Source organism: Sanguibacter sp. Z1732 (genome assembly GCF_051020515.1).
Lineage (GTDB): Bacteria > Actinomycetota > Actinomycetes > Actinomycetales > Beutenbergiaceae > CALKWS01.
Genome location: NZ_CP194857.1, coordinates 1,650,569 through 1,663,856 on the forward strand (window position 1 = coordinate 1,650,569; position 13,288 = coordinate 1,663,856).

The 13,288-nt window shown below is 70.7% G+C and carries 12 protein-coding genes and 3 pseudogenes; 9 read left to right on the forward strand and 6 right to left on the reverse strand.

Features of this window, described 5'->3' with window-relative positions; genetic code table 11:
• Positions 1-357: 357 nt before the first annotated feature.
• Together ACRRRO_RS08780 and ACRRRO_RS08785 are read left to right on the forward strand one after the other, a co-directional pair.
• Positions 358-906 (forward strand): PP2C family protein-serine/threonine phosphatase, encoded by a 549-nt coding sequence (locus ACRRRO_RS08780; protein ID WP_434081572.1) that lies wholly within the window; start codon positions 358-360, stop codon positions 904-906.
• Positions 857-1,345, forward strand: coding sequence for an ATP-binding protein (locus tag ACRRRO_RS08785; protein WP_434081399.1), 489 nt, complete (start codon positions 857-859; stop codon positions 1,343-1,345). Before ACRRRO_RS08780 ends, ACRRRO_RS08785 begins: the two co-directional genes overlap by 50 nt.
• 121 nt (positions 1,346-1,466) lie before the next feature.
• On the opposite strand, the gene ACRRRO_RS08790 is transcribed toward ACRRRO_RS08785, so the two are convergent.
• Positions 1,467-1,796, reverse strand: coding sequence for an STAS domain-containing protein (locus tag ACRRRO_RS08790; RefSeq protein WP_424795412.1), 330 nt, complete (start codon positions 1,794-1,796; stop codon positions 1,467-1,469).
• A 67-nt stretch (positions 1,797-1,863) separates the two neighbouring features.
• Between ACRRRO_RS08790 and ACRRRO_RS08795 the strand changes: the two genes are divergently transcribed.
• Complete coding sequence (locus ACRRRO_RS08795) at positions 1,864-2,274, forward strand: DUF3151 domain-containing protein (RefSeq protein WP_424795411.1); 411 nt, start codon at positions 1,864-1,866, stop codon at positions 2,272-2,274.
• Positions 2,275-2,359: 85 nt separating this feature from the next.
• On the forward strand, positions 2,360-3,646 hold the full coding sequence (locus tag ACRRRO_RS08800) for an adenylosuccinate synthase (RefSeq protein WP_424795410.1): 1,287 nt from the start codon (positions 2,360-2,362) through the stop codon (positions 3,644-3,646).
• A 47-nt stretch (positions 3,647-3,693) separates the two neighbouring features.
• Here ACRRRO_RS08800 and ACRRRO_RS08805 read toward each other — a convergent pair whose 3' ends face one another.
• Positions 3,694-4,440 carry a BCCT family transporter gene (locus ACRRRO_RS08805; protein ID WP_434081400.1) on the reverse strand — a complete coding sequence of 249 codons (747 nt, stop codon included), beginning with the start codon at positions 4,438-4,440 and terminating at the stop codon, positions 3,694-3,696.
• Positions 4,365-5,501: pseudogene (locus tag ACRRRO_RS08810) on the reverse strand (BCCT family transporter); the annotation flags it as partial. The gene ACRRRO_RS08805 and the pseudogene ACRRRO_RS08810, both read right to left, overlap by 76 nt.
• A gap of 101 nt (positions 5,502-5,602) precedes the next feature.
• Between ACRRRO_RS08810 and purD the strand changes: the two are divergent.
• Positions 5,603-6,873: pseudogene (gene purD, locus ACRRRO_RS08815) on the forward strand (phosphoribosylamine--glycine ligase).
• A gap of 6 nt (positions 6,874-6,879) precedes the next feature.
• On the opposite strand, the gene ACRRRO_RS08820 reads toward purD, so the two are convergent.
• Positions 6,880-8,049: a TNT domain-containing protein gene (locus ACRRRO_RS08820; RefSeq protein ID WP_424795407.1), complete on the reverse strand. Its 1,170-nt coding sequence runs from the start codon at positions 8,047-8,049 to the stop codon at positions 6,880-6,882.
• A gap of 60 nt (positions 8,050-8,109) precedes the next feature.
• Between ACRRRO_RS08820 and ACRRRO_RS08825 the strand changes: the two genes are divergently transcribed.
• The 4 genes and pseudogenes from ACRRRO_RS08825 (at position 8,110) to rnhA (ending at position 10,486) form a co-directional block, all read left to right on the forward strand.
• On the forward strand, positions 8,110-9,003 hold the full coding sequence (locus ACRRRO_RS08825; RefSeq protein ID WP_424795406.1) for a phosphoribosylaminoimidazolesuccinocarboxamide synthase: 894 nt from the start codon (positions 8,110-8,112) through the stop codon (positions 9,001-9,003).
• A gap of 37 nt (positions 9,004-9,040) precedes the next feature.
• The gene (gene purS / locus ACRRRO_RS08830) at positions 9,041-9,295 is read left to right on the forward strand and encodes a phosphoribosylformylglycinamidine synthase subunit PurS (RefSeq protein WP_424789409.1); all 255 of its coding nucleotides are present in this window, start codon (positions 9,041-9,043) and stop codon (positions 9,293-9,295) included.
• Positions 9,295-9,970: pseudogene (gene purQ / locus ACRRRO_RS08835) on the forward strand (phosphoribosylformylglycinamidine synthase subunit PurQ). Before purS ends, purQ begins: the two are co-directional and overlap by 1 nt.
• A gap of 81 nt (positions 9,971-10,051) precedes the next feature.
• Complete coding sequence (gene rnhA / locus ACRRRO_RS08840; RefSeq protein ID WP_424795785.1) at positions 10,052-10,486, forward strand: ribonuclease HI; 435 nt, start codon at positions 10,052-10,054, stop codon at positions 10,484-10,486.
• Between the two features lie 40 nt (positions 10,487-10,526).
• On the opposite strand, the gene ACRRRO_RS08845 is transcribed toward rnhA, so the two are convergent.
• Positions 10,527-11,252 (reverse strand): metal-dependent transcriptional regulator, encoded by a 726-nt coding sequence (locus ACRRRO_RS08845; RefSeq protein WP_424795404.1) that lies wholly within the window; start codon positions 11,250-11,252, stop codon positions 10,527-10,529.
• Positions 11,253-11,276: 24 nt separating this feature from the next.
• Positions 11,277-13,274: a glycine--tRNA ligase subunit beta gene (gene glyS / locus ACRRRO_RS08850; RefSeq protein WP_434081401.1), complete on the reverse strand. Its 1,998-nt coding sequence runs from the start codon at positions 13,272-13,274 to the stop codon at positions 11,277-11,279.
• Positions 13,275-13,288: the final 14 nt, after the last annotated feature.

The window sequence follows — 13,288 nt, forward strand, 5'->3', positions numbered from 1 at the left end:
TCGGCGGCCGCCCAACTGATCGATCTGGTCCGCCGGCAGTTGCCCGAGGACGCACGCGATGGCCGGGTGCACGTCTTTCCGCTGCTGGGTCGGGGCCGCACGCTGGGTTTGATGACGGCGGTGCCGCACGGTGAGGTCGAGCACAGCGAGGAACTGCAGACGGTGCTCTACCTGTGCGCCCGGCGGGTGGGGATGGCCCTGGACAACGCCGAGCTGCACCAGGGCGAGCACCAACTGGTCGAGACCCTGCAGCGGGCGATGCTGCCCGAGTCCGACCCGATCAGTGCGCTGGACGTGTGGACCTACTACGCCCCCAGTTCGGAGCACGCCCAGGTAGGCGGTGACTGGTATGACGTGATGAGCCTGCCCGATGACGCGGTGGTGCTGGTGATCGGAGACGTGGCCGGGCACGATATCGAGGCCGCCGCGGCGATGGGACAGTTGCGTTCGGTGGTGCGGGCTTTCGCCGCGGACCTGCATGACCCCGGTGAGGTCCTTTCCCGGGTGGACCGGATCGTGGACTCAATGCGGATCGGCCGGGTGGCCTCGCTGACCTACTCCATCCTCACCCCGATTGACGGCGGCGGTGACTGGGAGTTGCGGTACAGCCGTGCCGGGCACCTACCGGGCTTGCTGATCAGCGATGGTGAGGTGCGGCAACTCGATGGGGCCGGCGGCAGGCTGGTCGGCTTCGGGGCCACCACGCGCCAGAGCGCGACCGAGCGCCTGCGGCCCGGGGACGTGCTGGTGCTCTATACCGACGGTCTTGTCGAGCGTCGCGACCGTCCCGCTGCTGCCCCAGGGCCTGGGTGTACTGACCGAGGTGCTCGATCGGGCCGAGGCCCGCGATGCGGCGATGGTCGGGGAACTCCTCGTTCGCGAACTCGCCGAATCCCCCGAGGATGATGTGGCCGTGGTGGTGATGCGCGTTCCGGAACCGGTGGAGGAGAGCCCCGCTCCGGTCCGGGTGCGGCATTGGCGGTTCCCCGGGGTGAAGGAGTCGGTCCGACTGGCCCGCAAGGCCGCTCAGAAGACCTGCCAGGCGTGGGACCTGGCGGTGGCCGAGTCGGTGGAACTGGTGGTCTCCGAACTCGTCGCCAACGCGGTGCTGCACGGCAGTGGGCCGGTGATGGTGAATCTGGTGGACACCGGTGAGGGCGTACGGGTGGAGGTCGCCGATGAGAACCCGATGCCGCCGGTCCCGCTGGAGGTGCACCCGGCCCGGGTGGGCGGATACGGGATGCACATCGTGGCCCGGCTCGCCGACTGGGGCTGGCGGCCCTCCGGTGCCGGCAAGGTGGTGTGGGCCCGGATCGACCCGGCCCCGGAGCAGCGGGGGCTGTAGCCGGCCTGACCAGCTACGCCGGCCACGCCACGCCGGCTCGGCGTCGCTGCTCGTGCCTGAGCCGTCAACCGGTCGGCGAGCCGCACCGCGAGGCCCCTGACCGGTGCTGCGCGGGGTCGTCTCAGCGTCGCTTCTTGGCCAGGTCGAACAGGCCCAATCCGCCACGCACATCAAGCAGGAACATGTCCCGGGAGGAAGCGTTGCGCAACCGGATCCGCCCGGCCCGTCGGCGCACCGCGTGCGCCAACTTCAACAGGGTGCTCACCCCGGTGGAGTCCATGAACTCCAGATCGGCCAGGTCCACGATCACATCGTCGGCTCCGTCGACCTGAAGGCGATCGAGGACGGCTTCGGCCTCGGCGCGGCAGCGCAGATCCAGGTCCCCACTCACGGTGAGGACCGTGGTGCCGTGATCGGCACGTACCGTCAGGTGCTCAGCGGGTGGTGCCATGAGGTTTCAGAGTAGGTCCGAGCGCGACGACCCGCATCCGGAGCCGGGGTGATGGGAGACTGATCCCATGCGTGAGAATCTGCTCGGTGGGCCCGAGCCCACTTACCTGCCCCAGGACCACCCCGATGTGCCCGCCCGCGCGGCCGTGGCTGCCGGCACCCCGCCGGTGCAGGTCGCCGCGGAGTACCCGGCGGCCTCCTACCCCTGGGCGCTGCTGGCTCGCGAGGCCCTGGCAGCCGGTGAGACGGTCGCCGCCTACGCCTTCGCCCGCACCGGCTACCACCGCGGCCTGGATGCGCTGCGCCGGGCCGGATGGCGCGGGCACGGGCCGATCCCGGCCACCCACGAACCCAACCAGGGCTTCCTGATGGCGCTGGTGGCGCTGGCCACCGCCGCTGAGCGGATCGGGGAGGACGAGGAGGCCCAGCGGTGCCGCACCTTCGCCACCGACTCCGACCCGGCTGCACTGGAACTGTGAACCACTAACCTGCTACCGGTCGCACCCATCGGAACCGGTCCAGCGACCGGCTCGGCGGCCGGAACATGAACGAAAGGGACAATCGATGCCCGCAGTGGTGGTGCTCGGCGCTCAATGGGGCGACGAGGGTAAGGGGAAGGCGACCGACCAACTCGGTTCGCGCGTGGACTACGTGGTGAAGTTCAATGGCGGCAACAACGCCGGGCACACCGTGGTGGTCGGTGCGGAGAAGTACGCGCTGCACCTGCTGCCCTCGGGCATCCTGTCACCGGGCTGCACCCCGGTGATCGGGAACGGCGTCGTGGTGGACCTGGAGGTCCTGTTCGATGAACTCGAGGGACTGAACGCCCGCGGTGTGGACACCTCCAAACTGCTGGTCTCCTCCTCGGCACACGTCATCCCCTCCTACAACCGCACCATGGACAAGGTCACCGAACGGTTCCTGGGCAAACGCCAGATCGGCACCACCGGACGCGGCATCGGGCCGACCTACGCCGACAAGATGAACCGCGTGGGCATCCGTGTCTCCGACCTGTTCGACGCCAAGATCCTGCGCGAGAAGGTCGAGGGCGCCCTGGACCAGAAGAACCAGATCCTGGTGAAGATCTACAACCGCCGAGCCGCGGAGATCGACGAGGTGGTCGATGAACTCCTCGCCCACGCCGAGCGGGTGCGCCCGATGGTGGCCGACACCTCACTGGTACTGAACCAGGCCCTGGACGCCGGCCGGACGGTGGTGTTCGAGGCTGGGCAGGCCACCATGCTGGACGTGGACCACGGCACCTATCCGTTCGTGACCTCCTCCTCGGCCACCGCCGGCGGGGTGTGCACCGGCGCCGGTATCGGCCCCACCCGCATCGACCGGATCGTCGGGGTCATCAAGGCCTACACCACCCGGGTGGGCGAGGGCCCCTTCCCCACCGAACTGCACGACGACGACGGGGAGTACCTGCGCAAGACCGGTGGTGAGTTCGGGGTCACCACGGGCCGCCCGCGACGCACCGGCTGGTACGACGCGGTCATCGCCCGGTACTCCTCCCGCGTCAACGGGCTGACCGACCTGGTGCTGACCAAACTCGACGTGCTGACCGGCCTGGAGAAGGTGCCGGTCTGCGTGGCCTATGACGTCGACGGGGTGCGGCACACCGAGATGCCGGTGAACCAGTCCGACTTCCACCACGCCACTCCGGTGTATGAGGAGTTGGACGGCTGGATCGAGGACATCAGCACCGCCCGCACCTTCGCGGAACTACCGGAGAACGCCCAGCGCTACGTGCTGGCCCTGGAGGAGATGTCGGGCACCCGCATCTCCGCCGTGGGGGTGGGACCGGACCGGGAGGCCACCATCGTGCGTCACGACCTCCTGGGCTGAGCCCGGCCCTGCACGCCGTGACCGCCCGCTCCCACGGCCCGTTGCGTTCAGAACTCGGGCCGGTCGGCGCCGCGCCGTCGCCCGAACCGGCGGCTACGAGGCGCGTTCACCAGACCTTCCTCGAGCAGCGTCTCGGAGACCTCCTGGGTGAGTTCGCGGCGCACCATGCGGCGCTGGATGCGCAGTGTCTGCTCTCGCTGGGCCCGGAACTCCCGCACGATCGAGAACACCATCAGGATCATCACCACCGAGAAGGGCAGCGCGATGATGATCGCCACGTCCTGCAACGCCCCGAGTGCCGACTCCTCGAGTTCGGGATCACCTGCGGCCGCCGCCAGCCCCGCCAGCAGCAGCGCCATGGCCACGAGCCCCTCGATCACCGACCACAGCACCCGGCTCCAGCTGGGCGGCTCCACCATCCCTCCGGAGGCGAGCATGTCCACCACGAGGGAGCCGGAGTCGGAGGAGGTGATGAAGAACAGCGTGATCAGCAGGATGACCAGGCCCGCGACCACCGTGCCACCGGGGAAGCCCTGCAGGAAGGTGAAGAGCACCCCTTCGGTGTCCACCGCCCCGTCGGTGACCAGACCGCCCTCGAGCCGTTCCCGCAGCACCGCCCCGCCGCCGAGCACGGTGAACCAGAGGATGGAGAACAGCGCGCGGGGACAAGCAGCACCCCGAGCACGAACTCGCGCACGGTTCGGCCGCGGGAGATGCGGGCGATGAAGACCCCCACGAAGGGCGCCCAGGAGATCCACCAGCCCCAGTAGAAGGCGGTCCACCAGCCTTGCCACTCCAGGGCCGCGGGTCCGATGGACGCGGCGGTGTTGAAACTCAGATCGATGAACGAGGCGACGTAGGCGCCGATGCCCTCGATGTACTGGCGCAGGAAGAACAGCGTGGGCCCGAACACGAACACGAAGGTCAGCAGGCCCAGGGCCATCCCCATGTTGATGCGGGAGAGCCACTTGATGCCCTTCTTCACCCCGGTGACCACGGAGACGATCGCAGCGGCGGTGATGATCCCGATCAGCACCACGTAGACCAGTGCGAGTGAGGAATCGGCGTCGAGTACGTCCAGGAACGTCAGGCCCGCGGCGATCTGCATCACGCCCAGGCCCAGGGACGTTGCCACCCCGAAGATGGTGCCGACGACGGCGATCACGTCGATCGCATCACCCGTCCAGCCCCGGACCCGGTCACCCAGCAAGGGCTGCAAGGTCCACCGCAACGAGATCGGGCGGCGCTTGACGTGCACTGCGTAGGCCACCGCGAGACCGACGACGACGTAGATCGCCCAGGGGTGCAGGCCCCAGTGCAGGAACGTGACCGCCAGGGAGGCCTCGGCCGCCTCGGCGGGATTGTCCTCGGGCGCACCGAAGATCGGATAGCTGGCGGTGTCGGCGAAGTGGTTGAGGGGTTCGGCCACGCCCCAGAACACCAGCCCGATGCCCATACCGGCGGCGAACAGCATCGCCAGCCAGGTGGGCAGGGTGAATTCGGCCTTCTCGTCGTCGCGCCCGAGTTTGATGTCCCCGTAGTGGCTCAATCCCACCCACAGCGAGAACACCACGAACGCCGTCACGACCAGGGCGTAGTACCAACCCACTCCCTGGATGACCACTTCCCGGACGTTGCCGAGCGTCTCCCCGCGCTCAGCGGGGCCAGGACGGCCCAGAGCACGAACGCCAGGATGATGCCCATCGCGGGGAGGAACACCCGGGGTTGCACGGAGGTGTACCACGGTCGGTCCGGGTCGTGAACCGGCGCCTGGATCTCCGGTTCGCCGCCGACCGTGGCTGGGGGCGAGGTTGACATCGTTGTGCCCTTCTTGTCGCCTGCATCGGTCCGTCACCGACCGTATCGGGTTCGTCCAGGACTGCGATCCCAGGGAGCGCGGGCCCGGGCCGGACCGGTGCGGGACGACCCGGGCCAGGGCGGGTAGTCTTGACGACCGTGAAGATTCTGCTCATCGGCGCCGGTGCCCGCGAACATGCTCTCGGCCGGGCGTTGCGCAACGACCCGTCGGTGTCCGAGGTGTTCGCCGCGCCGGGCAATCCGGGGATCGCGCAGGTGGCCACCACGTTCGAGGTGGATATGCTCGACGGCTCTGCGGTGGCGCGACTGGCCACGGAACTCGGTGTGGACCTGGTGGTGATCGGGCCGGAGGCCCCGCTGGTGGCCGGCGTCGCCGATGCGGTGCGCGAGGCCGGGATCGCCGTGTTCGGCCCCGGCAAGGAGGCGGCACGGCTGGAGGGGTCGAAGGCGTTCGCCAAACAGGTCATGGCTGACGCCGGGGTGCCCACCGCGATGGCACACGTGTGCATGACCGCCGCCGAGGTGGAGGCCGCGATGGCGGACTTCGGCGCCCCGCACGTGATCAAGGACGACGGACTGGCCGCCGGCAAGGGGGTGGTGGTCACCGGTGACCGTCTCGCGGCGCTCGCCCACGCGCAGGGTTGCCTGGGCAAGCCGGGCGGGGCGATCGTGGTGGAGGAGTTCCTGGACGGTCCGGAGATCTCCCTGTTCTGTCTGTCCGACGGCAGGACCGTGGTGCCGCTTGCGCCCGCGCAGGACTTCAAACGGCTGGGCGACGGCGACGCCGGGCCGAACACCGGCGGCATGGGGGCCTACTCCCCGCTGCCTTGGGCGCCCGCGCGGACCTGGTGGAGCAGGTGGTGGAGCGGGTCGCCCAGCCCGCGGTCGATGAACTGGCGCGCCGCGGCACCCCCTTCGTCGGCTTGCTCTACTGCGGCCTGGCGATGACCTCGCGCGGGATCCGCGTGATCGAGTTCAACGCCCGCTTCGGTGACCCCGAGACCCAGGTGGTCCTGGCCCGGCTGGACTCCCCGCTGGCCACGGTGCTGCACGCCACCGCGACCGGCACCCTGGACCGGATCCCGCCGCTGCGCTGGTCCGAGGAGGCCGCTGTCACGGTGGTGCTGGCCTGCCCGGGTTACCCGGAGGGGCCCACCCTCGGTTCGGCGATCAACGGCGTGGCCGAGGCCGAACAGGTTCCGGGCGTGCACGTGCTGCACGCCGGTACCGTGACCGACGACGCCGGCGCGCTGGTCTCCGCGGGGGGCCGGGTGCTGTCCGTGGTGGGGACCGGTGCGGACCTGGCCGTGGCGCGCCAGCGGGCCTATGAGGCCATGACCCGGATCGATCTGGAGGGGTGTCTGTTTCGCACCGACATCGCCGCCCCGGAGCGACTGCCGGTGGGCTGAGCCCACTCAGTCGACCGGCTGGACCTGCAGTAGCACCCCGGTGCGGACCAGGTCCCGCAACCCCTGGTGCCGGGCGCCCTCGACGCGGAACCGGATCCCGCCGCCGGGCTGATCGAACCAGGGCGGCACGATCTCGGCCTGGACCTCTACCGGCGCCGCGGCCATCAGGACCACCTGGCCGGCGCCGGGCCCGCCCGCGCCCTCCGGCAGGGACCGGTGCGGCCAGGGCGTCTGCCAGGGGAAGAAGTACAGCCCGTCCAGCACCCCGATCCGGTCGAACGGCACCCCGGCGGCCAGGTTGGTGATGATCCCACCCGGTCCGGCGCGCTCCAGCCGACCGCGCAGCTCGGCGTAGGCGGACTGGGCGGCCCGGGCGCGCTCGGCGAGTTCGGCCCGGGACACCGGCGTGGGCGCCGGCAGCGGCTGGTGCACGTAGTCCCACACCGCCCGGCAGCCCAGTTCTTCGGTGGAGTACTCGGCGATGAACTCGTGCTGTCCGTAGTCGATGATCTGCAACGAGTAGTGCGCGCTGGAGTGACGCACCAGCGTCACGGTGCCCTCGAAGGGTGCCACGTCGCTGCCGGGCAGGGCCACCCCGCCGGCGGGGAAACCCGCCCGATCCAGGGCCTGGCGCAACCGGGCGGTCTCATCGCCGGCGACCACCTGCACGGCCAGCCATGGCAGCAGGTGGTTGCGATCGCGGGGGTAGCGGCGCAGGTCCGCGGCCCAGCGCGCCTCATCCGGTACCGGCGTGCCGCCGGGACGCCCCAGCATGGAGCCACCGGGGGAGTTCCAGTACGGGCGCTGGGTGTAGTTGAAGTGCAGCGACGGCTGTCCGCCGGTGAGGCGCACCACCGCCGACAGCCATGTCCCGGTGCCGGGCCGGGCCATCAGCGCCCGCAACTGTGCCATCTGCACCGTGACCGGCTCGGGGACCGGCACCCGGGCCGCGCTCTGCTCGGTGCCCACCAGGAGTCGGCCGCTGTGGTGGGTGCCTGCCTGGGACCACTCCAGGTGCACTACCGTACGGGGGGAGGCCCCGTCGTCGTCGGCCTGTCCGCCCTCGGTATGCGCAGCCGCGCCCACGCCCCCCGCGTGCTCGGCGGCGACCCGCAGGTGCCCGATGACCGACTCCGCGAGTTCGCGTTCGCCGTCGGGCAGGTCTGCAGGGGTCATGACCGCATTATCATCGGCCGTGACCTGTCGATGCACACCTGGGGGTGATTGACTAAAGGGGTGCACACCAACGCCCCTGACCTGCCCGGCTGGCGCCACGTCTACTCCGGCAAGGTCCGAGACCTGTATGAACCCATCTCCGGGCCCCCCGACCGGGTGCTGGTGGTGGCCAGTGACCGGATCAGCGCCTATGACCACGTGCTGACCTCGACGATCCCGGACAAGGGGGCGGTGCTGACGGCGCTGAGCCTGTGGTGGTTCGAGCGGCTGGCCACGCTGGTGCCGAACCACGTGATCTCGGTGGAGGTGCCGGCCGCGGTGGCGGGCCGGGCGATGATCTGCCGGCGCCTGCAGATGTTCCCGGTGGAGTGCGTGGCCCGGGGCTACCTGACCGGTTCGGGCCTGGCCGAGTACACCCGCGACGGCACCGTGTGCGGTATCGAACTGCCCGAGGCGTTGGTGGACGGTTCGAAACTCCCCGAGCCGATCTTCACCCCGGCTACCAAGGCCCAGGTCGGGGAACACGATGAGAACGTCACCTTCGGCCAGGTCGCCCGCCTCATCGGCGACGACGACGCCGCACGGCTGCGCGACGTCACCCTGGCGGTGTACACCCACGCCGAGGGGATCGCCGCCGGGCGCGGGGTGATCCTGGCCGACACCAAACTGGAGTTCGGGCGGGACCCCGGCAGCGGTGCCCTGGTGCTCGGCGATGAGGTGCTCACCCCCGACTCCTCCCGGTACTGGCCCGCCGAGCACCACGAGCCTGGGCGCCCCCAGCCCAGTTTCGACAAGCAGTACGTCCGCGACTGGCTCACCTCCCCCGAATCCGGGTGGGACCGGGCCGGCACCGAGGCCCCGCCGCCGCTGCCCGAGGACGTCGTCGAACGCACCCGCCGGCGGTACCTGCACGCCTACGAGCGCGTCACCGGGCGGGCCTTCACCGCGGGATAGGATCGACCCCGGAGCCCACACGCAAGGAGTTGCATTCATGGCACGTGTCGTCGTCGAGGTCATGCCCAAACCGGAGATCCTGGACCCGCAGGGCAAGGCCGTGGCCGGGGCGTTGTCCCGGGTCGGCATCGACGGCTTCAGCGGTGTGCGCCAGGGCAAGCGGTTCGAACTCGAGGTGGACGGTGAGGTCACCGAGGACATCCTGGCCCGGGCCCGCACCGCCGCCACGGACATGCTGTCCAACCCGGTGATCGAGGACGTGGTCTCGGTGCATGTGCTGGAGCAGGACTGATGGGCCGCATCGGCGTCGTCACGTTCCCGGGAAGTCTCGATGATCGCGACGCCGCCCGGGCGGTCCGCCTGGCCGGCGGGGAGCCGGTGCGGTTGTGGCACGGCGACGACGACCTGGCCGGGGTGGACGCGGTGGTGCTGCCCGGGGGGTTCTCCTACGGGGACTACCTACGCGCCGGGGCGATCTCCCGGTTCGCGCCCTTGATGGGTTCGGTGATCGACGGGGCCCGGGCCGGGCTGCCGGTGCTGGGCATCTGCAACGGCTTCCAGATCCTGTGCGAGGCGCACCTGTTGGCCGGGGCGATGGTGAAGAACACCGACCTGACGTTCCTGTGCCGGGATCAGCGGCTGCGGGGGTGGAGAACACCAACACCGCGTGGACCTCCACGTTCAGCCCGGGCGCGGAGATCACCGTGCCGCTGAAGAACCAGGACGGACAGTTCATCGCCGACGAGGCCACCCTGGATGAGCTCGAGGGCGAGGGCCGGGTGGTGTTCCGCTACCTCGCAACCCGAACGGGTCCCGGCGCGACATCGCCGGCATCACCAACGCCCGCGGGAACGTGGTGGGCCTGATGCCCCACCCCGAGCACGCGGTGGAGGATGGGTTCGGGCCGGGCACCGACGGGCTGGGGTTGTTCACCTCCGCGCTGTCGGGGCTGCTGGAGACTGCCTGAGTGGGGCACGCACAGACCACCGGTGCGCCCGGCGACGGCTTCGGCGATGACTCCGGCGGTGCCGACCTGCCCGAGGTGCACATGTGGACCGACGGGGCGTGCAAGGGCAACCCCGGCATCGGCGGGTGGGGCGTGCTGATGCGCTCCGGACCGCACTCGAGGGAACTCCGGGGCAGCGAGCCGGTGACCACCAACAACCAGATGGAACTGACCGCGGTGATCGAGGGACTCTCGGCGCTGAAGACCACGTGCCGGGTGCACCTGCACGTCGACTCGGTCTACGTGATGAAGGGCATGCAGGAGTGGATCGCCGGTTGGAAGCGCAACGGCTGGCGGACCGCGGCGAAGAAGCCGGTGAAGAACTCCGAGTTGTGGCGCGCCCTGGATGAGCAGGTGGCCCGCCACCAGGTGCGCTGGATCTGGGTGAAGGGCCACTCCGGCGACCCGGGCAACGAACGTGCCGACGAGTTGGCGAACCTGGCGATCGAGGACCTGCGCGCACAGTCCGGCGCCTGACCGCCGGCAGCCGACAGCCACGTCCGGACGCGCGCCGGACTCAGGGTCTGATGCTCGCTCGATGGCTGTCGGCCGCGAGCCAGATCGTCCGGGCGGCGACCATGCCCAGGTCGGTCCGCTCCGCCGGCTTGTCGTCCCCGCCCGCCGCGCGGAGCGGCTCAGCCACGATCCGCATCACCCCGGCGCCCTCCTGCCGGTCGTGCACCCGCAGGTGGGTGCCGACCTCGATGCCGTGCCCGGTCAGGTAGCGCAGTACCGCCGGGTCGTCGTCGCTGATGCGCGCGATCGTTCCGCATGCGCCGGACTCCACCTCCGAGAGCATCCGGGCGCTGGTGGCCACCATCACCCCGTCCCGGTCCGGGATCGCGTCCCCGTGCGGATCGTGGGTGGGAAAGCCCAGGTCCGCCTCGATGCGTTCGATGAAGGTGTCCGAGGCGGCGTGCTCCAGGTGTTCGGCCTCGTCGTGCACCTCGTCCCAGGAGTAGCCCAGCCGCTCCACCAGGAACGTCTCCAGCAGCCGGTGCCGGCGGGCCATCTGCACCGCGGCGCGGCGCCCCGCCGGGGTCAGTTCCACCCCGCCGTAGGGTTTGTGCGCCACCAGTCCGTCGGCTACGAGTTTGCGCACGTTCCCCGAGGCGGTGGAGGCGGCCACCCCCATCCGCTCGGCGAGTTCGTTCACCGCCACCGGCCCGGGATGCCATTCCTGCACCTTGAAGATGGTGCGCAGGTAGTCCTGCGCCATCCTGGTCAGGGAGTCGATATGCACGGCGGCTCGCTGTCCCAGCGTTCCTCAGCGCACCGACAGTGCCGTGTCCAGGCCCGCCCAGTCCACGTCCCCGGGCACCCGTTCGGCCACCGCGGCCAGCAACCCCAAGCGAGCCTGGCGCAGCTCCTCCTGCGGTGCCATCACCAGGATCGCGTCGAAGAAGGTGTTCACCGAAGCGACCAGGTCGGCCGAGTCGTCGGTGAACCCGGTCAGGGATGACGAGGGCGGGAGCGCGGCCAGCGTGTCCCGCAGCGCGAGCTCGGCCTTCTCGGTGAGCAGGTCCGAGGCCGGTCGGGCCGCTGTGCCCGGCGGCACGATCCGGTTGATGCGCTGCACCACCGCCACCAGGGCGGCGAAGTCGGCCCGGTCCAGCAGGGCGTCCAACTCCGCCAGCGTCTGATCCACCCGGGCCGGGCGGTCCATCGCCGGCCCGACGGCGGTGACCAGCTCGGCGCGGATGCCTTCGTCGCGCAGCAGCTGGGCGAAGCGGGACTCGGCGAACTCCGCGGCGGTCTGCACCTGCTCGGGGCCGGCGGCGACGTCCTGCGCGCGCAACCGGTCGGCCGCAGCCTGCAGCACGGTGCGCAAGGTCAGGGCCTCGACGAAGGGCGCCTGGTGCAGGGAGCGCAGGATCCGCACGATGCCCAGTGCGGCCCGGCGCAACCCGAACGGGTCGGAGGATCCGGTGGCCTTGGCGCCGGTGGCCAGCAGACCCACCAACAGATCCGCTCGGTCGGCGAGCGCCAGTAGCACCCCGGGCACGGTTTCCGGGGTGGCATCGGCGCTGGTGCGCGGCTGCTCGGTCTCGACCAGTGCGGTGGCCACCGCCTCGGACTCCCCGGTGCGCCGGGCGTACTCCCCGGCCACGAACCCGGCCAGGGAACTCATCTCGATCACCATCTGGGTGGCCAGGTCGAACTTGATGAGTTCACCGGCTCGGTTCAGCGTGGTCCGGTCCGCATCGGTCACGTGCACGAGCTGGCCCAGCACCGTGGCCACGTCGGCGATCCGGCGGGCGCGCAGGCCCACCGAGCCGAGACCGTCGGCGAAGGTGAGTTTGTCGAGCCCGGGGACGAAGGCGTCCAGGTCGCCCGACTCCAGATCGGTGTTCCAGAAGAACAGGGCGTCCTCGTAGCGGGCGCGCAGCACCGACTCGTTCCCGCGGGCCACTGCGGCCTCATCGCAGGCGCCGTTGGCCATGGTGATGAAGTGTGGCAGCAGCGCTCCGTCGGCGTCGCGCACCGGTAGGTACCGCTGGTGGGTCGCCATCACGGTGGTGAGTACCTGCTCGGGCAACTCCAGGTAGCGGGCCGCGAAGTCCCCTCGGATCCCCACCGGGGTCTCCACCAGGTTCGCGATCTCGGCTACCAGTCCCGCCGTCGCCTCGGCATCGATGTGCCCACCGACCTCGGCAGCCAATTCCTGGGCCCGGGCGAGCACCTGCTCGCGCCGCCGGGTCACCGAGAGCTCGATGCCACGCTCGGCCAGCGCTGGGCGCAACTCCTCGGCGCTCGCGATATCGACGGCGGGCTGGACATCGAGCCGGTGCACGTGCGTGGTGCGCCCGGCCACCAGGCGCGAGGCCGCGGCCGGCACCACCACGGGCCCCCACAGCGCCACCAGCCAGCGGATCGCGCGGGAGTAACTCAGCTCCGGGTCGGACCAGCGCATGTTCTTGTCCGCCCGCAGCCCGGTGACCACCTGGGTGACCAGAGGCCCGAGCACGTCCAGCACCCCGCGTCCGGGCACGTTCACCCGCACCGCGGCGTGGGTGTTCCCCCCGATCTCGGCCTCCTGCACGTCGGCCGGCTCCACCCCCTGGCCGCGCATGAATCCTCGCAGCGCCTTGGACGGGGCGCCGGAGTCATCGAAGGCGGCGGCCCACTTGGGCCCCTTACGCCACTGCACGGCGTCGGCCTCACGGGCAGCGACGTCGTCGACCGTCACCACGATCCGGCGCGGGGTGGCATCCACGTGCACGTCCCCGTGCTCCAGGCGGGAGGCGCCCAGCGCCTCCCGCACCGCGGCTCCGACCG

What these genes read in the sequence shown, in the direction of transcription:
- purS (WP_424789409.1), top strand. Translation starts at nt 9,041, where the DNA reads ATGGCACGTGTCGTCGTCGAGGTCATGCCCAAACCGGAGATCCTGGAC.
- ACRRRO_RS08800 (WP_424795410.1), top strand. Translation starts at nt 2,360, where the DNA reads ATGCCCGCAGTGGTGGTGCTCGGCGCTCAATGGGGCGACGAGGGTAAG.
- rnhA (WP_424795785.1), top strand. Translation starts at nt 10,052, where the DNA reads ATGTGGACCGACGGGGCGTGCAAGGGCAACCCCGGCATCGGCGGGTGG.
- ACRRRO_RS08790 (WP_424795412.1), bottom strand. Translation starts at nt 1,796, where the DNA reads ATGGCACCACCCGCTGAGCACCTGACGGTACGTGCCGATCACGGCACC.
- ACRRRO_RS08795 (WP_424795411.1), top strand. Translation starts at nt 1,864, where the DNA reads ATGCGTGAGAATCTGCTCGGTGGGCCCGAGCCCACTTACCTGCCCCAG.
- ACRRRO_RS08780 (WP_434081572.1), top strand. Translation starts at nt 358, where the DNA reads ATGAGCCTGCCCGATGACGCGGTGGTGCTGGTGATCGGAGACGTGGCC.
- ACRRRO_RS08785 (WP_434081399.1), top strand. Translation starts at nt 857, where the DNA reads ATGGTCGGGGAACTCCTCGTTCGCGAACTCGCCGAATCCCCCGAGGAT.
- ACRRRO_RS08820 (WP_424795407.1), bottom strand. Translation starts at nt 8,049, where the DNA reads ATGACCCCTGCAGACCTGCCCGACGGCGAACGCGAACTCGCGGAGTCG.